This window comes from Maribacter sp. ACAM166, from assembly GCF_005771495.1.
GTDB lineage: Bacteria > Bacteroidota > Bacteroidia > Flavobacteriales > Flavobacteriaceae > Maribacter.
In genome coordinates this window covers 25,107-46,288 of sequence record NZ_VAUW01000005.1, presented here as the reverse complement: position 1 = coordinate 46,288, position 21,182 = coordinate 25,107, and the positions used below count along the sequence as shown (strand labels likewise).

Here is a 21,182-nt window from a genome sequence, read left to right as displayed (position 1 = left end):
TATATATTCTCAACTAATACTAGTACGAAATTCATGAATTCTGAAACCCAACCCAACAATCCGCTACACGGAGTTAAACTAGTCACTATTCTAGAAGAACTTACTGAAAAATATTCGTGGGAAGATTTGGCTGGTCAAGTCAACATCAATTGCTTTAAAAGTAATCCGACAATTAAATCCAGTTTAAAATTTTTACGAAGAACGCCTTGGGCTCGTGAAAAAGTAGAACATTTATATTTACAATCTATCAAAAAATAATGGCATTTAACATTGTTCTAATAGAACCAGAAATTCCTAATAACACAGGTAATATTGGCAGATTAGCCCTTGCAACCGGATCTACACTACATTTAGTAAAACCTTTTGGATTTGAATTAAGTGACAAACGTTTAAAAAGAGCAGGGTTAGATTATTGGCAACACCTAAACGTAAAAATTTACGAGAATCAAGAATTGTTTTTTGAACAGCACCAAGACAAGGAAATGGTTTTTTTCTCGGCTACCGCCAAGCAAAACCATTGGGAGGTTAATTATAAAGATGACATGTTTCTGGTTTTCGGTAAAGAATCAATCGGACTCCCAAAAACTATTTTAATTCAGAATGAAAAACATTCAGTTAAAATCCCTTTGTTCAGCGAACATATACGTAGTCTGAATTTGGCTAACGCTGTAGCAATATCCATATATGAAGGATTGCGACAAATTGGCTGATTATCATTTAAGGTTACTTCGTATCTTTAAGAGTATAATTCACAGAACGTATGACCAAATTAACCAACCGCCTTTTAGTATGCACCCTTATTTTTATAGCTGCATCTTGTAGTAATGAACAAAAAGAAATAGCTAAAAATACCAAAATCACATTCAACACTCCAGAGGGCTTCTTACTGGAAGAAATCTACCACCCCAGCAGCTATGAACAAGGTTCATGGGTGGCATTAGCGCAAGGGGATAACAACCAAATGTTCGCTTGTGACCAATATGGTAAACTATATCAATTTGAAATTCCTGAAAACGGAGAAGTTCTCAATTCTCAAAACGTTATACCACTTGAACTTGAACTTGGGGAAGCACATGGTATATTATGGGCATTTAATAGTTTGTATGTTGCAGTCAATAAAAATTGGGACGACGATACGCCCGACGACCAAGAAAATGGAAGCGGAATTTATCGTATTACCGATAATGATCAGGATGGAAAACTAGACACTGTAAAAATGCTTCTTAAGTTGGATGGAAACGGTGAACACGGGCCACATAGTTTTACCCTTTCACCAGATGGTAAGGAGATTTATTTTATTGCAGGAAACCATACCTTAATCCCCGAATCTGTTCAACAAAATAGCCGTATTCCTATCAATTGGGATGAGGATAATCTATTTACGCCTTATTTGGATGCTAGAGGACATGCAAACGATATAAAGGCTCCTGGTGGATGGATAACCAAATTTAACCCTGATGGGTCTTCTTGGGAGTTGATTTCAGCAGGTTATAGAAATCCTTTTGACATCGCCTTCAATTCAGATGGGGAACTTTTTACGTATGATGCTGATATGGAATGGGACATTGGTATGCCTTGGTATAGACCCACTAGAATATGCCATGTTACCAGTGGAAGTGAATATGGATGGCGAACAGGTTCTGGAAAATGGCCTGCTTATTATCCGGATAATCTTCCTGCTGTACATAATCTAGAACAAGGCTCACCAACTGCGGTTTTATCGACCGCTAAACTGAATTTCCCTAGTAGATACAAAAATGGACTTCTAGTAATGGACTGGAGTTTTGGTACGGTATATTTTATCAATTTAATTCCAAATGGAAGTTCGTACGAAGCCAAAAGAGAAGAATTCTTATCGGGTACTCCCCTGCCCTTAACAGATATGATTGCTGGTAATGATGGTAATTTATACTTCGCCACCGGTGGTCGCCGACTCGATTCACATTTATATCGACTTAGCTATATCGGTTCTGAAAAAATGGAGGTCGCACAAGCCAATTCAGAAGGTAGTACAGAACGAAACCTTCGTAAACAACTGGAAGATTATCATACCATTGTTTCTCAAAAAGGCACTGAATTGGCTTGGGAACATTTAGACAATCCCGATCGATTTATTCGCTATGCAGCTAGGGTCGCTTTAGAGCACCAACCTGTTGATAGCTGGTTAGATAACTATACCAATGAAACAGACTTTCGAAAAATTATTGAAAGTAGTATCGCTTTAAATCATCAAGGTGAACCTAAACTTCAATCTTTGATGTTGAAAAAATTACTACACATCCCCATAACATCCTTGGGTGCAGATCTGCAAATGGATTTACTTCGTTCGTATTCCCTCAACTTTATAAGAATGGGAATTCCTACTAAAAAAGAGAGACAAGAAATTGTAACTACTTTGAATCCGTTATTTCCTGCACCTGAAAGTGCCATAAGTAAAGAATTGGCACAAATTCTTCTATTTTTAGAAGCTGACGGAATTACAGCAAAATTGGTAGAACGTCTTGAATATCATACAGAACAAAAAACCGTAACTGAAGGTGTTGAAATGCTTTCAAAAGAAGCAACGCTTCGTAGTGAGGAATACGGACCTTTAATTAGGGATGTTATTGCCAAAATGCCACCAAGTGAAGCTATTTATTATGGTATGCTGTTGAGTAATGCTGAAAATGGTTGGAACGACGATTTAAGAAAGCGTTACTTTTCTTGGTATTTTGACGTGCTTGGTTCTAAGGGTGGCATGAGCTTTAAAGCCTATATGGAAAATGTTCGCCAACGCGCAATCAGTAATGTACCAAAGGAACGCAGGAATTATTTTCAAGAAATTTCTGGCGTTTACTCCCCTTCTAGTGCCGTAGCAGAACTACCACAACCTATAGGACCGGGCAAGAAGTATACAGGTGAGAATATGGGCGATATTGTTTGGGGCGGTTTAGATGATTACCAAGGCAACCTGAAAGATGGTAAAAGAGCATTTGCTGCTGCAAATTGTGTGCTTTGCCACAGAATGCGCGGTGAAGGCGGTGCTGCAGGACCAGACCTAACTCAAACCCATGCTAAATTTAGCACCTTTGATTTGATGTTTGCTATCTATAGTCCTAATGATGAAATTTCCGATCAATACGCCAACACCCTTTTTCATTTTAAATATGATGAAAAATTAGCCGGAAGAATTAAATCTGAAGCTGGCGATTCCATCGTAATAATGCCCAATCCGTTCAATGAAAGCTATACCGTTAGCATTGCAAAAAGTGTTATTACAAAAAGAGAACTATCACCGGTCTCACCAATGCCCCCAGCTTTATTGAATAGATTGAACGAGCAAGAAGTGGTTGACCTTTTTGCCTATATAATTGCCGGCGGCGATGAAAAACATAAAATGTATACTGGGCAGAAATAAATACCAGGTAGACTTTTAGCAAATTGTTATTTCATATCCTGCCCAAAATGACTGGATACTGAATTTTTAAGAGCTAAATAGTTAAAAACGCTATGATTAGAAGCTCTGTTTGCTACTATTCATTGCGTTGCAAATTACATTTATCCTATTAATTTAGAATACAAAACGATTGTGTACACGCAACACTTTTCAAAAAACATAATACCCCAATTTGATTATCGTAAATTGGTCATGTATTCTAAGTCGTTAAAATTAACCCATCCCTTAGAATTGGCGGAATAAATGATTATTTTCAAGCTGGCTTTTCTAAAATCCAACAGCTTACATACCAAATAAAATACAACTACATGAAAACAAAACACTTCCATCTTTTTCTTATTATTGTCTTATCAGCTTTCAGTACGATTTTTGCTCAGAAAAAATCAAAAAAAGAAACTACTCCTACAAATCCGTTAGGCTCGGAGTTTTATGAAAATCTAGCTTGGAGGAATATTGGTCCGATTAGAGGTGGACGTTCTTTAGGATCTGCGGGTAGCCCAGGGAGACCAAATGAATACTATTTTGGTGCCACAGGCGGTGGTCTCTGGAAAACTACCGATGGAGGCAATGAATGGGCGCCAGTTACTGATGGGCAAATTACAAGTTCTTCAGTTGGTGCCGTAGCCATTGCAGAGACAAATCCGGATATTGTATATATCGGTATGGGAGAAGTACAGCTTAGGGGAAGCATTACCCAAGGTGATGGTGTGTATAAAACTACCGATGCAGGAAAAACATGGAGGCATTTAGGTTTAGAAGAAACCCAAGCAATTTCTAGAATTAGAATTCACCCTACAGACCCCAATATCGTATATGTTGCGGCTCTTGGTCACCCCTATGGGGACAACGAACAACGTGGTGTTTTCAAAAGTACTGATGGCGGAAATACGTGGAAAAAGACCTTATATGTTAGCGATAAAGCCGGTGCAGTAGATTTGATAATTGACAGGAACAATCCGAAGGTATTGTATGCTAGTACATGGCAAGTTCAGCGAAAAGCATGGAAAATGTGGGGTGGTGGACCTGATTGTAAATTGTGGAAATCTACAGACGCTGGTGAAACATGGATGGACCTTACAGAAAACCCAGGAATGCCAGAAGGTCCAATAGGTAAAATCGGCGTTACTGTTTCTCCTGCAGATTCTAATCGTGTGTGGGCAATTGTCGAGGCAAATGAAGGTGGTGTTTTCCGTTCAGATGATGCTGGTAAAACTTGGGAGAGAACCAATGATGAACGCAAGTTACGGCAGCGTGCTTTCTATTATTCTAGAATTTATGCTGACCCATTCGATAAAGAGACTGTCTACGGGCTCAACGTAAATTTCTGGAAATCAACAGACGGCGGTAAAACCTTTGACATCGAAATTAAAGTACCGCACGGCGATAACCATGATTTGTGGATCGACCCTAACAATCCAGAACGTATGATTTCTTCCAATGATGGTGGAGGTGTCGTAAGTATTAACGGCGGCAAGACCTGGACAGAAGAAGATTATAGTACCACTCAATTGTACCATGTAATGACAACAAATGATGTTCCTTATCATGTGGCAGGCGCGCAACAAGATAATAGTACAATTGCAGTACCTAGTGATGGTTGGGAACATATGCAGGCAAGAGGACAAGGTGATGGTTGGGCTTATGCTGTTGGTGGTGGAGAAAGCGGTTGGATTACACAACATCCTGAAAATTTAGATATTTTTTATGCTGGTAGTCAAGGTGCACTTTTGACTAGATATGATAGAAGTAATGGTCAATCAAGAGATATTCAGGTATACCCTCGTTTTTTCTCTGGTGAACCTGCTAGTGCCTTACCAGAACGCTGGCAATGGACATTCCCTATTATGTTTGCGCCACAAGATTCTAAAGTAATGTATACGTGTTCACAACATGTATGGAAAACAACCGATGACGGACAATCATGGGAAAAAATAAGTCCGGATCTTACCTATGCAGACCCTTCCACTTTAGGGAAAACTGGAGGAATCATAACCATGGACATGAATGGCCCTGAAATTTACGCAACAGTATTCGCTCTTGCTCCATCCAACCATGACATTAATACTATTTGGGCGGGTTCGGATGATGGAAAAATTCATATTACCAGAGATGGCGGGGAAAACTGGACAGACATTACCCCTAAAGAATTACCTAAGTTTTCAAGGGTAAGTATTATTGACGAATCCATACACAATCCGGGTACATTATATGTTGCTGCCAATAGATATCAAGTTGATGATAGACAACCTTATGTGTTTAAGACACATGACTACGGTAAAACTTGGACAAAGATTATCAACGGCATCGAAGACGGTCACTTTGCAAGGGCAGTTCGTGAAGATCCAGTACGAGAAGGCCTTTTATTCTTAGCAACTGAACACGGTGTTTACTTTTCAATGAATGATGGTGCATTATGGCAGAGCCTGCAATTAAAGCTTCCAGATACACCTGTTCGTGATTTAGTGATAAAAGATAATGATGTCGTATTGGGCACACACGGTAGAGGCTTTTGGATTTTAGATGACATTCAACCGCTACGTCAATATAAGCAAGAAATGACATCGCAAGAGGCTGTTTTATTTCAACCTAACAATGTCTTACGAGGAATCAATGATGCTTCGATTCAATATTACTTAAAGGACCAAAAAGATACCATAACTTTTGAGATTTATGATGCCAAAGATAAATTGGTCAACACTTTCACCGGTAGCAAACCTAAATACGAGGTAGACCCAAACCTACCTTATTGGCTAAGAGGAGGTTCTTCTAAACCTACTACGGCAAAAGGTATCAATACATTCACTTGGGACCTTAGATATCCTGGAGCGACCAGTTTTGATGGAATGATTATTTGGAGCGCCAGGCCGACCAGAGGACCAAAAGCACCGTTAGGCACCTATAAAGTAAAAATGAAGTCGGGTGATTATGAAAAAACTTATTCTTTTCAGGTAGACATGGACCCTAATCTTAAAGGGATTACAAAAGAGGATTTAGATGAACAGTTTGAGTTGGCCAATAAAATAATGGGTAAAACAACTACTGCTAACGAAGCAGTAATTCGAATCCGAAAAATCAAATCTACATTTAAAGATGCTAAAGAGAAAATTGAAGCCAGTGCTTACAAAAAAACTATTTCACCGTTTTTAAGTGAACTATCCGTTGTAGAAGAAGAATTATATCAAGTTAAAAATCAATCTGGTCAAGATCCTTTAAATTTTCCGATAAAACTCAATAATAGAATGGCATCGTTGAGACGTAGTATCGAACATGGGGACGCAAAACCTACGAATGGAGCTTATAAGGTATTTGAAGAATTATCCGTAGATCTTGAAGTACAGATTGGAAAACTGAATACTATCTTGGATAATTATAAACCAAAAGTAAATCCTATTTTAAACCAGAATGGATTAACTCCAATAGAATAAATTGAATAGTTTAAATTTTACGATGAAGGTTTACAAATTCTTATTTTTGTATTGAATTTAAAGGGAAGATAAGCATGAGAAAGCTACTAATAGCACCATCACTTTTAGCCGCAGATTTCGGAAATCTACAGCGTGATGTAGAAATGGTGAATGAAAGTGAAGCCGATTGGCATCATATCGATGTTATGGATGGTGTTTTTGTCCCCAACATTTCATACGGAATGCCAGTTGTAAAAGCAATTCAAAAAAGTGCAACCAAACCGTTGGATGTGCATTTGATGATTGTTAATCCAGACCGTTATATTGAAGAATTCGCTAACCTGGGAGCAAGTATCTTGACTGTACATTATGAAGCTTGCACACATTTGCATAGAACATTACAAGCTATAAAAGCACATGGTATGAAGGCAGGAGTTGCCTTAAATCCGCATACCAACATACTACTTTTAGAAGATACCATAAAAGATATCGATATCGTTCTAATTATGAGTGTCAACCCTGGTTTTGGAGGACAATCGTTTATAGAAAACACGTATGCTAAGGTAAAAGCTTTAAAAGCTCTTATCACCAAAAAAAATGCTTCAACCTTAATTGAAATTGATGGCGGTGTCACCACAGAAAACGCACAACAATTGGTTGATTCTGGTGCTGATATTTTGGTTGCGGGAAGTTTTGTTTTTAAGAGCTCGAATCCTACAGCAACTATAAAAGCGCTAAAGGGATGAAAACTGAATTTGATATCATCATCATAGGAGGTGGCCCTATAGGTATTGCCTGTGGTTTAGAGGCAAAGAAAAAAGGACTTCGGTACCTAATATTGGAGAAAGGACCAATTGTTAATTCACTGTTCCACTATCCCGCAAACATGCAATTCTTTTCCTCATCCGAAAAACTGGAAATCGATGAGATTCCTTTTATCAGTAACGAGGCCAAACCAAAAAGGAATGAAGCATTAGAGTATTACAGACGTATTGTCACAACGAATAAACTGAACATTCATTTATTCGAGAAAGTTAAAAATGTAAAGAAGGAAACAGATTCATTCACTGTTGTTTCTGACAAAAACAGCTATACGACGCATCAAATAGTATTAGCTACAGGCTTTTATGACATCCCTAACTTATTAAATGTACCAGGTGAAGAGCTGGATAAAGTTGTTCACTATTATGATAATCCACATTACTATTCAGGTCAAAAAGTAGCTGTTGTAGGCGCAAGTAACTCAGCTATTGATGCTGCACTTGAATGTTGGCGCAAAGGAGCTGAAGTATCTTTAATTATTCGCGGTGATGAAGTTGGGCAACGTGTAAAGTACTGGGTAAGACCAGACATCATAAATCGTATCGAGGAAGGAAGTATAAAAGCATTTTATAATACCACGGTAAAGGCGGTTCAAAAAAACACCCTTACCTTATCTTCTAATGGAGAAGAATTAGAAATTCATAACGATTTTGTATTGGCTCTAACCGGTTACAAACCCAATTTTAAGTTTTTAGAAATGCTCGGTGTTCACATCAGCAATGATGAAAAAAGACTTCCAGAATATGATACAGAAACTATGGAGACGAATGTGAAGGGACTTTACTTGGCAGGAGTTATTTGCGGCGGAATGGAGACCCATAAATGGTTTATAGAAAATTCTAGAATTCACGCTAAAATAATTATCAGGAATATACTCGCTAAGACAACGATTGACACGAAAGTATAAATCGTTGTCTTAGTTCAATTCTTAATAAAAGCCAATCAATTCCTATACGTGTTTTTTTACTAAAACCACAAAAGACAAAGGCATTAGAACATGCTATTCTAATGCCTTTATTTATAATAAGTCAGTATTAAATCTTATTGCCACCCACCTCCTAAGGCTTGATATAAATCTACAATTGACTGTAGCTTGGCATTTTTCGTACTGGTAAGGTCTAAATTCGTACTTAAGGCATTCTGCCTAGCATTTAATACTTCCAGATAATTCGCTAAACCGTTATCAAGAAGTTCTTGAGAATATTCTCTAGCTAATGTATAGGCTTCAAATTCCTTTTCTTTCACCTCTATCTTTTCCATGGCTGCGTCATAAGAATACAATGCATCAGATACTTCCTTAGATGCCGTGATCAAGGCAAATTTAAATTCTAATTTTGCCTGTTCTTGTTGCGCTTTGGTTACCTCGTATTGGGTTCTTATTTTTCTTCCGTTAAAAATAGGTTGTGTTAATCCACCAATTATAGTTGCAAACAATGAACTAGTGTCAAAAAGCTTATCAAAATCCAAACTTTGTAATCCTCCATTTGCCGTAAGCGTTATAGAAGGGTAGAAATTACTCCTAGCTACGTTTGTTAGCTCAAAAGAATTTACCAAGGCATATTCCGCTGAAATTACATCGGGCCTATTAGCCAATAACTCATACGGAATTCCAGTTTTTAAAGGTGTCGTGATTTTTTGTTCTTCCAACCTACCTCTAGTAATGTCCTTTGGTTCTCCTCCTAATAAAATAGACAAAGAGTTTTCCAATAGTCGAGCGGAATTTTTCAAATCGATTAAAATAGCTTGGGCAGTATATACCTGTGCTTCAGTCTGCTTTACCCCTACTTCAGTTACGTTACCAGCCTCTTTCAAAGCTTTGGTTGTCTTCAATCCACTTTCTCTGATTTTAATCGTCATTTCTGTTATCTCTATTTGTTCGTCCAAACTTAAAAGTTGGTAATAGAGCGATGCGATATTTGCAACCAACGTACTCTTAACTGCCTTATGGGCTGCTACTGATTGTAAATATCTAGCTTTATAAGCGCGTTTATTACTTCTAATTTTACCCCAAATATCAGCTTCCCATGATAATCCACTACTTAATTGGTACTGATCTAACGTACTGAACTGACCACCAAACTGACTATTCGAAGAAAGTTCACTATGTGTGTATTGCGCTGTACCGTTCAATGTTGGCAAATAACCTGCTTTCCCTTGTTTTAAATATGCTTCAGAAATTAATATTTGCTGAATGGCCTGCCTAATATCAATGTTATTCTGAAGCCCTTCTTGTATATAACCCTGGAGAATAGGATCTGTAAAAAGTTCTTTCCAAGATACCGATGCTAAAGAAACGCTATCCTTTTGCAAAGAATCGGTTCTAAAGTACTGTGCATTGAGTACTTCATTTTCCGGACGTTCATAAGTTTTGGCCGAAAAACAGGATACTAGTAAAAATGGCAATAAAACAACCCCGATACATTTTATAACTCTTGATAATTTCATACAACTATGATTCTTGAATAGTTTCTAATTCATTTTTTTTTGGCGCCCCACTTATTTTTTCTTGCAACCATTGAAAGAAAATAAAGAGAATAGGTATTACAAAAACTCCTGTAACCGTACCTATTAATAGGCCACCAACAGCGCCTGTACCAATAGACCTGTTACCCGCAGCACCTACCCCAGATGCAAGTACTAAAGGCATCAAACCTAGTATAAAGGCAAATGAAGTCATTAAAATCGGTCGTAATCGAGATTCAGCTCCTTGTACTGCAGCGTCTAAAATGCTTATACCTTCTCGTCTTCGTTGCAGTGCAAATTCTACAATTAGGATAGCATTCTTAGCCAGAAGACCAACTAACATAATCAATGCTATCTGGAAATAAATATTGTTCTGTAACCCTGCCATTTGCGTTGTGAAATAGGCTCCAAATACACCTAAAGGCAAGGATAATAATACCGAAAATGGTATTAAATAACTCTCGTACTGCGCCGCTAATAGGAAGTAAACAAACAATAATGACAGTAAGAATATGGTGGTAGTCTGATTTCCTGCATTAACCTCTTCCCTAGTTAATCCAGAATAGGCCGTAGTATAATTAACAGGCAACGTTGCTGCAACTTCCTCTACTGCAGCAATTGCATCCCCACTACTGAAGCCAGGGTTAGTTGCCGCCGTTATCTTTGTTGAATTATATAGGTTAAAACGCGTTACCGATTGCGGACCATAAACACGCTTCAGTGTAATAAATTCAGTTATAGGGGTCATTACCCCAGCATCGGTTCTTACAAAAATCTGATCTAGGTTATCAACATCAGCTCGATCTTCTGGTAAGGCTTGTACATATACGCGATACTGTTTTCCAAATCGTGAAAAATCGGATGCAAAAATACTTCCAATATACCCTTGAAGGGTTGAGAAAATACTACTCACAGATACACCCAATTCCTTAGCGCGTGGTACATTTAATTCCAATTCATACTGTGGATATTTCGTGTTGAATGAAGATTGTGCATATTGAATTTCAGGCCGTTGCGTTAATTTTGAAATAAAGTCTTGATTTGTAATATCCAAATTTTCAAAACTTCCCCCTGAGCGGTCTAAAAGGTTTACCTCTACCCCAGCAGAACTACCAAAACCTGGTATACTTGGAGGAGAAAAAAAGATGATATTAGCTTCTGGTATTGTTGCGGCTACACCAAACATTTTTGCCGTAACACTTTCAATTGATAAAGAATCTGCACCTCGTTCATCCCAATCTTTCAATCGTATAAAACCAAGACCATAATTACTCCCTGATCCGCCCAAAAAACTTCGTCCATCAACAATTGAACCTTCCAACACGCCCGGAATTTGCCTTAATTTAGCATATAATTCTTGATTTACCTTATGCGTTCTATCTATAGAAGAACCAGCCGGTAATTCAACGTTTACAAATATAATTCCTCTATCCTCATCAGGTACAAATCCCGTTTTCACGTTACTTGAAGACCACCATATTCCAACAACCGCCAATACTAAGATTACTACGGTAACCCATTTATTCCTGTATAAAAAATGAACCGCTTTCCCATATTTTTGAGTAGTGGCTTTAAAACCTGCATTAAAAGCATCAAAAAATCGTTGAACAAAATTCTTGCTCTTTACATGCTCATCCTTATGTGGTTTTAATAATAATGCACAAAGTGCAGGACTTAAGGTCAATGCATTTACCGCAGAAATGATAATAGCCACAATAAGGGTAACTCCGAATTGTTCATAAAAAACTCCTGTAGGTCCTTGTACAAATGTCACCGGAATAAATACCGCTGCCATCACTAAGGTTATTGAAATAATTGCCCCAGATATTTCTTGCATTGCATTTATTGTAGCTTTCTTGGGATCCTTAGCACCTTCATCTAATTTAGCATGCACGGCTTCTACTACAACAATTGCATCATCCACCACAATACCAATGGCTAAAACCATAGCAAAAAGTGTCAGAAGGTTGATAGAATAACCAAATAAATTTAAAAAGAAAAACGTGCCAATAATAGAAACAGGCACCGCTATAGCAGGTATCAAGGTAGACCTGAAGTCTTGCAAAAAGACGAACACGACCAAGAAAACCAATAAAAATGCTTCTACCAACGTAATTACCACCTTTTCAATGGAGGCGTTCAGGAAATTATTGGTGTTGTAAGGCACAAATATTTCCATTCCTGCCGGCATATTCTGCTTAATTTCCTCCAGCTTGGTTTCAATCTCCACAATGATATCTCGTGCATTAGACCCCTTGGTCTGGAATATCCCTAAATTAACTGCAGGAAAACCAGAGGTCATTGAACCACCCGAATAAGATTGTGCACCTAATTCAATTTCAGCAATATCATTTAGTCTTAAAAAACGACCATTATCCAAAGCCTTTACAATAATATTACTATACTGATCTTCTGTTTTAAAACGACCCGCATATTTAATAGCATAACTAAATGCCTCGCCATCATTTTCACCAAGTGACCCTGCAGCAGCTTCCAAACTTTGCTCCTTTAATACTGCAGTTACATCTGACGGAATAAGTCCGTATGCGGCTAATTTTTCAGGTTGCAACCAAATCCTCATAGCATAATCCTTAGACCCGAATACACTTACATCACCAACACCATTTACCCGCTGTAAATCTGGAATTACATTTATTTTTAAGTAATTCTGTATAAACGTATCGTCGTAATCTGGATTACTGCTATAGAAAGACATGTACATTAAAGCACTTGTCTGCTGTTTTTGAGTGGTTACACCCGTTTGAATAACTGCCTGTGGCAAAAAAGCATTTGCTCGTGCAACCCTATTTTGAACATTTACCGCTGCAATATCAGGATCAACATCTTGATCAAAGAAAACATTAATCGATGCCGTACCACTATTGGTAGCCGTAGAAGTCAGGTAAGTCATACCTTCTACCCCATTTATCTGCTCTTCCAATGGAATGATTACACTTTCCAAAATAGTTTCTGCATTAGCACCAGGGTAGCTAGCACTTACACTAATTGTTGGAGGTGCTATATCAGGATACTGGGTAATTGGCAAAGTGGAGAGCCCTAATACCCCAAGAATTACTATAATTATAGAAATAACCGTAGAAAGTACGGGACGTTCAATAAACTTTTTTAACATGTTCTTTTATTTATCGGTACTTATCTAAATACTTTTTGAATTGGCTTGGCGATACTATCAAAAGGAACCGATTTCGGAATAATTTTCATATCACCCCTAATTTTGTCTATCCCTTTTGCTACAATCTCATCATCTGCATTCAAACCATTTTCCACCAAATACAAATTATCTACTTCGGTAAGGATTGTAAGTGCTGTAGAAATAGCCATGCTATCTTTACCCACCTTGTAAGCATAGGTATTGCCTTGACGCTCATAGGTGCTTTCTTTAGGTATTACAACCACATCTTTAAATACTTTAGGTAACTGTATTTTCGCACTGTTACCGTTACTCAGAATTCTTGACGGATTATCAAATTTTGCCCTAAAGGTTATTGCTCCTGTAGCTTCGTCTACCTGAGAATTAATCGTTTCTATTATTCCTTCTTGGTCATAAACTCGCCCATTTGCTAAAATAAGTTTCACTTTAGGTAAGTTTTTTATCTTGTCCACTATATTATCACCTTCGGCATCTTGTATAAAATCCAAATAGTCCTTTTCGTTCATAGAGAAATACGCAAATACCTCACTAATATCAGCTACGCTAGTTAAGGCTTGTTGGTTCGTAGGGCTAACCAATGCACCCCTTCTAAAACGAATTGAACCCACAAAACCATCTACAGGACTCTTGATTAACCCGTAATTAATATTGGCATTTATTGAATTGTAGCTACTCTGTGCCTGTTGTAATTTTGCCTTTGCGGTTTCTAACTGAACATTGCTGATAATATCCTTTTCTACCAACGGCTTCAATTTATCTACCTCAACTTGAGCGGCATTTACATTAGCAGCAGCAGCAGCAGCATCCTGAGATAGTGCCTGAGTCTCTAATTTGAATAAGGTTTCTCCTTTTCGCACCCTTTGCCCTTCATCTACCAAAACATCAGTAATATATCCAGAAATTTTAGCCCTAACCTCACTATAAATAATACCTTCTATACTTGCTGGATACGTAGTATAGGACGTTATATCTTGTGTTGGAATTGACACCACTTGAAATGGTGTTGGACCATTGACCATAGCACTTTTATTGACATTTCCATCCCCACAGGATACACATAGTAAAAGTGGAAATAACAGTATAATTAGTCTCATTTTTTTTATTTTGATATGTTGGAGTGATTTAATTATTAATTTGATACACATTTATTTTTTGGATTGCTTGCTCTAAATTTTCTTTTTCAGATGCTAAATAGGATTGAAAAACAGTCCCATTATAGCCCTTCTGTTCGTACTTTTCTGGATTATTGATTCTATTAAAGGTATTTACCTTATCCACCATTTTTAATTCATTGGAAACTGATTCCATACGTTCGACCAACATATTTTTCACATAGCTACCATTGCTTCTGAAATAACGCTTTCTGTTACCTGTTTTTGTATAGTATTCAACAAATTTCAAAGAAACCAATAGGTTTAAATTTGTTGACACTGAACTTTTACTGTTTTGGGTAATCTCCATAAGGTCTTCAAAGGTGTAGCCATCATGTGATGTCAATACTAAAATCGAATAGATACGAGCCGCCAATGGAGGGAACTTGTGTCGTGCTTGAAAAAACAGGCCTAAATCTTCTACTAAATTCTTTTTCTCTTGGGAACAAATACTCATTTCAAAAAAATTGAAACGCAAAATTAGAACTTAGTTCGTAAAGTTCCGAACTAACTAGTATAAATAAACGTTAAATAAACTTTAATGATTTTATTAAGAAGCAATTATTAATTCTCCTTATTATTTGCCAAGAATGCACCGTATTTTAATATAGCAACAAAGAATACTCCACCAACTGAATTTCCAACCAATGCTGTAGATTGAAAAGTTAGGTAATCCATCAATGAAATTTTACTTGACGTAAGCAAACCAGCGAATACTTCAATACTACCTACTATACTATGATGAAGACCGGCCGTGGCAATAATAAAAGTTATCATATATATTATCACTATTTTACCTGATGCCGATTCTGTAGAAGTGATAATCCAAGATAAAAGAGCCATAAGCCAACCCGCCAGCACTGAGCTGCCTAAAATTGTCATCGTAGAAAAATGACTTACATGAAACGCCAAACTTTCTATTCCTTCAAGTGATATCACTCCGAGAGCGGGTCCCATCCAAACGATAAATAATCCAATAATGTATCCACCGACGAGATTACCCAAAATTACAATGCCCCAAAGAGATATAAGGTCACCAATGGTTTTTTTTCCGCTAATTACTGGTAATGACAACAATGATGTTTGTTCGGTAAACAGTACCGATTTACCCATAACCACCAATATAAAGCCAAGAGGATATACAAATGCGGCTATATACGGGATGAATTTATCATCAATCTGTCCTGTAAAAAGACTATAAACAATGGCTACCAATAAGAAACTAAAACCAATTTCTAAACCCGCCATTAGACTACTCAGGAAAGTGGAAAATCGTTTTTTACGATAGGTATCCATTCCCTCACATAATTGTTTCACCAAAATATCATCTTGATCTTGAATCTCTTCTTTCTCGGCCTTGGTCTCCACTATTTCATCTACATTGTACTTATCCATTGTAATTTTTAATTCAATTTACCGCTAATTTATAAAGTTTGATTAAACTGTTCTTATTTTACTGAATACACCCACAGCTACATGAATACTTAGTTTTACAAACTACTTTTAATCCAATTTGTACTAAGAAAATTACCCTGAAGCTACATATAGCTATTCAAAAGTAAAAATAGCACTCATGCAGATAGACAGTATAATTTCACAAATTAACAGGAATTAAGAACTAGAGTAACTAGTAATTCACTTCTTAAAACATATATATAGAACATTTATAAAATAAAAAAAGGTCTTGCAAATGCAAGACCTTTTTTAAAACTAGTGACTCCGAAGGGATTCGAATATCAAAACAACCTTAAAACTATATCAATTAAAAAACCTATATAATAATGACCCTAGCAAGTATGATTATTTAATATACTTTAAATCGTTTGAATGAAATTGCACATAATCGTACCATAAATCGTACCAATTACATATATTTGATATGTTCAAATATCATATATTATGGCAAAATTAAATTTCCTGTATAGAGGTTCTAAAGAAAACGGAAAACTATCAATAAGGCTGATACATGGTAAAGAAATTGACTATAGAGTAGCAACACCGATTGAATCCGAAAAAAAGTATTGGTATAGAAGAACAACTAACAAACTAGGTAAAACCGTTCAGAAACATCTACAGTTAAAAGACGTATCAACCAATATTTCGGGGGAAGCATACAATCACAAAGAATACCTAAAGGAAGTACAACAGTCTATTAAAATTCTTTTCATAAGGGACTACAACAACAGTATTCCAATTACATCGAATTGGCTAAAGTCTGCAATTCTAGAAACTGTAACTATCTTAAACACTACGGAAAAGATAAACCTCATAGATTCAGAGAATAAACGAATCGAGCAAACCGAAGAAACATTAAAAGACGAAATACTTCAAATAAATTTATTAGGTACTGCAATCAAAAAAATGTTCATTAGGTACAAGACTAACAATAGCGAATTAAAAAAATACAAGGTCACCCTCGGTCTACTATTAAAATATCAAGATTATAAAAATCAAGTTTTTACGATAAAAGAACTAAATCAAGATTTTGCAAATCACTTTATGAATTGGGCTTTCATAGAAATGAAATACAGTAAATCATATGTAAATGCTCAACTCAAAAAGTTTAGAAGTTCAGCGGTTAAGGCATATGAAGCGGACGAAGAAAATAATATACAAGTAAGTAAAACCTTAAGGTCATTTACTATGTTCGACAAGGTATATAAAGATAAAATTGTAGTGACACTAGATTATGAAGAAATAGACAAAATAGATAAAAAAGAAATTACAGATACAAGGTTGTTTGATGCTAAAAAAGCAATTTTAATTGGTTGTGAAACTGGCTTAAGATATTCCGACCTCAACAAATTAATTGACACTAATATAAAAAATGTTGACGGAGTTAATTATTGGAAGTTCAGAACTGAAAAAACGGACACTGTAGTGCAAATAACAGTTTCAAACAGGATGCAATATTTAATCGAAAAATATGGGTTACCTCAAACCAACTATCCTAATAATGGTGTTAAACTCAATGAAGATATAAAAACGGTTTGCGCACTTTCAGAAATAAACGAAAGCATAAAAGGTAAAAAATCAACCGTTATTGAAATTAAAGGTAAAAAGGTTACTCGAAACATTACGGACTACTTCCCAAAGCACGATTTAATAACCACTAGAAGTTTTAGACGTTCATTTGCAACAAACTACTACGGCAAAATAGATACCGCCCTAATAACCTCTATAACTGGACACAGCACAGAACAACAACTAAAAGCCTATATAAATAACAATGATGAAAGCAACATATTAAGAACTAAAGAACAAATAGACCAATTCCACGAAAAAAGAAAAAAAGAAAAGAATAATATTAAATTAACGGTTATACCAAAAGTCATTTAGACTTTATAACTAAACTAAGTAAATCAATAGAACCCTTTTAAGTAACTTTAAGAGGGTTTTTTTATATTAGCAAGGCAACGTAATTTATTAGTTCAAATGGAAAATACAGATAACCAAATATATTTTTGGCTAAAAAACTATGTAGATAATAATTATCGAGGTACGGAAATGCATGATTTTGAAACATTCAATGAACTACCTATTTATGATATTGAAACTCAAATAGGCAAGATAAATAAAGAAATAATTCGTTTTTCTGAAATGCTAGATGCGGGTTGGCCATTCCTATCATATAACTTTGACGAAGGTATCTTTAAAAATAATTATTACTTAGAATCGGAAAGTAACACATTGATTAATATGTTGTCCAATACATATAATTGTAAAAACATAGAAGAATGTTGTAATTTTTTAGAATTGAATACATTTGACTTATTACAAGATGAAACTTCGGAACTTTATAGGTTAATCCATAATGATATACTTATAGTTTATTCGAGGTGCAATATATTATCTAGCCTAGTAAAAAAAAGAAAAGAACTACAAAACCCTTCCTTAAGAGACAATAGCCAACAAATAAAAACAACCAACTATGACTTACAATGGTATGGTAGTCAAACGGATTTAATAGAACTGACAAAGGCCTTAATTGTAAATGGTAATTTAAAAGGAAACCAAGAGGTTATTTTTAATACAGTACAAAAAACCTTCAATAAACAACTAAATAATATAGACCAAGCAATTACGAAATTTAACTCAAATAGTGGTGAAAGTAAATTTTTAAAGGAATTAGCGAACTCCCTATCTGAATATATTTCAATGAAAATAAATAAAAATCGCTAGTTAGGTAAAAGTTAGTAGTCTTTACACACCTTTAAACGGTTGCATCTTGCGAAAGTATTAATCAATAATATTTCACAAGATGCAAGTACAAATTGAATTACCAAAAGAGTTTTTAAATGATATTGATTATATCAAAAGAGAACTAGAAACTCTGAAAAAATCCTTTCAACCCAAACAACCTAAAACTTATTTAACACGCCAAGAAGTAGCAAAATTGTTATCGGTGGATTTGTCAACCGTTCACAATTTAAGCAAGCGTGGGACACTTCAAAAATTGCAGATAGGTGGTAGAGTTCTATATCTACGTTCACAAGTAGAACAAAGCATTGTCAAACTTAATAATTAAGATATGGCAACGCAGACACTACAACACAGTACCTACGTTTATAATGAAATTAATGTAGGTAAGTACATTGCAACAAAGCACTACCAACTAGTAGGACTTGACGACCCGAAAAATAAACTATCTACTTTAGTTAACATTAGCAAAGACAGGAAGTGTGCAAAATCAATGCCAGACTATTGGTTTAAGATTAAGCAAGGCAAGAAGTACAGCGAATGGCTAACTGGCCTATTTAAGACTGCAATTCCTTTAATCTATAAAGGTAATTTACATAAGAGAAAACACCTGACACTCTTTAAGTTTTCAAATAACGCCAGAACTCTCACAATTAAGTACTTCGAGAACTACTACACAAAGGATTTAACGAACCTTTTGCCACTATTTACAGACTAACATAGGAAACAAAAAAGGAGCGTGTAAAAACGCTCCTAATTATTCAAATATTGAGGTAACGTGGCAACGCATACCCACTATTTAAAAATACAAAATTCTACTTGATTGACTTCTTAAAATACGAATTGATTAACTCGAACCCTAAGGAATTAGAAGGTAACAGTTTGTTGTATTTTGTTTTAAGAAACGTAACCGAAAATGGCGAATTAATACCAATCCTAAACAATGGAAAAAAGACTTTTTACAAAGATGGCAGAACTAAATATCTAACAATTCACAAGTCTGCTTTTTATAGAGGTCTAGAATTTAAAATATATGAAACCACGGAAATAACAAATTACAGACGAGTAACGGTAGAAGGAAGTTTACATAAGTATTGGAATAAAGGCGCACACAACTTTAATGATTTTGGTATTAATGAGATAATTATTGTTTTGGCAGATTTAAAAAAGAAGTTTGATATACTAACTTTTAATTGTGTTTTAATCCAGTTAGAAATTGGAGTTAACATAGTGCCGCCAATAAAGACAAAAAACCTTATAAAGGCTTCTATAATGCACAAGACAAAGCCTTTTAAATGGGTTTACACACAGGATGAAGGAAACTACATACAAGTAAAGAACCAAAGACACTTTATAAAATTATATGATAAGAAAACACACTACACGAACAAGGGTTTTAAGATTGATAATGAGATAATGAGAATTGAAAAAAAGTGGTGCAAAATGGTAGAGTTAAACGATAAAGGAATTTACACCCTCAATGATTTAATCAAGCACGATTTAAGCACCCTTAAAAGCGATTTGCTGAGGTTGTGGCAAGAAGTGCTATACTGTGATTTAGAAATGATAAAAGCCACTAAAAACGACAATAAGTACAACAATGTTAATTGGTGGAGCGAACTCAATTATGAGAACTTCAAATACCACAGAAGCCAACTAAATAAATTGATTGATTTAAACCCAAACAACCCAAAGAAAATAGTATCAAACTTAATCGACCTAAAGGTTGATTTCTTAAATATGCAAACTACCGAAATTAACCCTTTACATATACTGTTAAAAACGGTAGTTTCTACTTCTACAGAAACAGACAAAAACAGACGAATCTGTTTAGTTACTGGTTTGAATATTTCAATGCAGAAAACGGATAGTATTTTATTAAGTCATACAGGCTTAAATTACTATTATAAGACCGATAAAAAAAAATATAAAGAGATAAGAGCAAGATATCTTTCTAGGTTATGGAATAACGCAGACCACAAAACCCAAATAAAAGAGATAGCGCACAATATCAGAAACGCACATAGTAACGGTAGGATAAAACAAACCGCCCTATATTCAGAAAATCAACAAAGGTTGTTTAATTGGTAGATGCCTTTAGAACAATAAAAGTTAACTAATCTTACGAATTGGACTACTTAAAAAGGGAATGATTTGTAAAATTAATATTAAGTTAAACTAACATTAAATAACATTATGGGATTTACTAAGGAAACAACAAAAAAAGATTTCAAAACAATACGCGTGCGCGGCGAAATCAATTAATATTTCACTATCTGTTCGCGCGCGCAATGAAAATAAAATCAATATCCCACTATCTGTTACGCGCGCGACAGATACCCATATATCCAATTATTAATAATCTTTTTTAATCTTCCTCCTTACAATATATTTCCCAATTCTTAGAGGCAACACCCCAAAATCCATGCATAACAAAAAGAAAATCAAAGACTAAAAAAAGAAATCGACAGCCTAAGTAACGAACCATTAAAAACTACTAATGTTTGATAAAGTTGTAATTTTTGGAAACAAAA

16 protein-coding genes are annotated in these 21,182 nt (G+C 35.6%); 11 read left to right on the top strand and 5 right to left on the bottom strand.

What is annotated here, in order from left to right:
- The first annotated feature begins 33 nt into the window (after positions 1-33).
- The 6 genes from ES765_RS05710 (at position 34) to ES765_RS05685 (ending at position 8,569) form a co-directional block, all read left to right on the top strand.
- Entirely contained in the window at positions 34-258 is a 225-nt protein-coding gene (locus ES765_RS05710) for a VF530 family DNA-binding protein (protein ID WP_138112144.1), read from the top strand.
- Positions 258-710 (top strand): tRNA (cytidine(34)-2'-O)-methyltransferase, encoded by a 453-nt coding sequence (locus tag ES765_RS05705; protein WP_138112142.1) that lies wholly within the window; start codon positions 258-260, stop codon positions 708-710. The genes ES765_RS05710 and ES765_RS05705 overlap by 1 nt, the downstream gene beginning before the upstream one ends.
- Before the next feature lie 50 nt (positions 711-760).
- Positions 761-3,397, top strand: coding sequence for a c-type cytochrome (locus ES765_RS05700; RefSeq protein ID WP_138112140.1), 2,637 nt, complete (start codon positions 761-763; stop codon positions 3,395-3,397).
- A 347-nt stretch (positions 3,398-3,744) separates the two neighbouring features.
- Complete coding sequence (locus ES765_RS05695; RefSeq protein ID WP_138112138.1) at positions 3,745-6,861, top strand: VPS10 domain-containing protein; 3,117 nt, start codon at positions 3,745-3,747, stop codon at positions 6,859-6,861.
- 74 nt (positions 6,862-6,935) lie between these two features.
- Positions 6,936-7,586 (top strand): ribulose-phosphate 3-epimerase, encoded by a 651-nt coding sequence (rpe, locus tag ES765_RS05690; RefSeq protein WP_138112136.1) that lies wholly within the window; start codon positions 6,936-6,938, stop codon positions 7,584-7,586.
- On the top strand, positions 7,583-8,569 hold the full coding sequence (locus tag ES765_RS05685; RefSeq protein WP_138112134.1) for a YpdA family putative bacillithiol disulfide reductase: 987 nt from the start codon (positions 7,583-7,585) through the stop codon (positions 8,567-8,569). Before rpe ends, ES765_RS05685 begins: the two co-directional genes overlap by 4 nt.
- A gap of 134 nt (positions 8,570-8,703) precedes the next feature.
- On the opposite strand, the gene ES765_RS05680 is transcribed toward ES765_RS05685, so the two are convergent.
- The 5 genes from ES765_RS05680 to ES765_RS05660 form a co-directional block, all read right to left on the bottom strand.
- A complete protein-coding gene (locus ES765_RS05680) occupies positions 8,704-10,107 on the bottom strand; it encodes a TolC family protein (RefSeq protein WP_138112132.1) in 1,404 nt (467 codons plus the stop codon).
- 4 nt (positions 10,108-10,111) lie between these two features.
- Complete coding sequence (locus ES765_RS05675; protein ID WP_138112130.1) at positions 10,112-13,258, bottom strand: efflux RND transporter permease subunit; 3,147 nt, start codon at positions 13,256-13,258, stop codon at positions 10,112-10,114.
- A gap of 20 nt (positions 13,259-13,278) precedes the next feature.
- Complete coding sequence (locus ES765_RS05670; RefSeq protein WP_138112128.1) at positions 13,279-14,391, bottom strand: efflux RND transporter periplasmic adaptor subunit; 1,113 nt, start codon at positions 14,389-14,391, stop codon at positions 13,279-13,281.
- 28 nt (positions 14,392-14,419) lie between these two features.
- Positions 14,420-14,905: a GbsR/MarR family transcriptional regulator gene (locus tag ES765_RS05665; protein ID WP_138112126.1), complete on the bottom strand. Its 486-nt coding sequence runs from the start codon at positions 14,903-14,905 to the stop codon at positions 14,420-14,422.
- Between the two features lie 107 nt (positions 14,906-15,012).
- Complete coding sequence (locus tag ES765_RS05660; RefSeq protein ID WP_138112124.1) at positions 15,013-15,843, bottom strand: formate/nitrite transporter family protein; 831 nt, start codon at positions 15,841-15,843, stop codon at positions 15,013-15,015.
- Positions 15,844-16,347: 504 nt separating this feature from the next.
- Here ES765_RS05660 and ES765_RS05655 point away from each other — a divergent pair.
- From ES765_RS05655 to ES765_RS05635, 5 genes are all read left to right on the top strand, one after another.
- On the top strand, positions 16,348-17,787 hold the full coding sequence (locus ES765_RS05655) for a hypothetical protein (protein ID WP_138112122.1): 1,440 nt from the start codon (positions 16,348-16,350) through the stop codon (positions 17,785-17,787).
- 96 nt (positions 17,788-17,883) lie between these two features.
- Entirely contained in the window at positions 17,884-18,630 is a 747-nt protein-coding gene (locus tag ES765_RS05650; RefSeq protein WP_138112120.1) for an RteC domain-containing protein, read from the top strand.
- Between the two features lie 79 nt (positions 18,631-18,709).
- Positions 18,710-18,976 (top strand): helix-turn-helix domain-containing protein, encoded by a 267-nt coding sequence (locus ES765_RS05645; RefSeq protein WP_138112118.1) that lies wholly within the window; start codon positions 18,710-18,712, stop codon positions 18,974-18,976.
- A gap of 3 nt (positions 18,977-18,979) precedes the next feature.
- Entirely contained in the window at positions 18,980-19,366 is a 387-nt protein-coding gene (locus tag ES765_RS05640) for a hypothetical protein (RefSeq protein WP_138112115.1), read from the top strand.
- A 101-nt stretch (positions 19,367-19,467) separates the two neighbouring features.
- On the top strand, positions 19,468-20,739 hold the full coding sequence (locus tag ES765_RS05635; RefSeq protein WP_138112113.1) for a hypothetical protein: 1,272 nt from the start codon (positions 19,468-19,470) through the stop codon (positions 20,737-20,739).
- Positions 20,740-21,182: the final 443 nt, after the last annotated feature.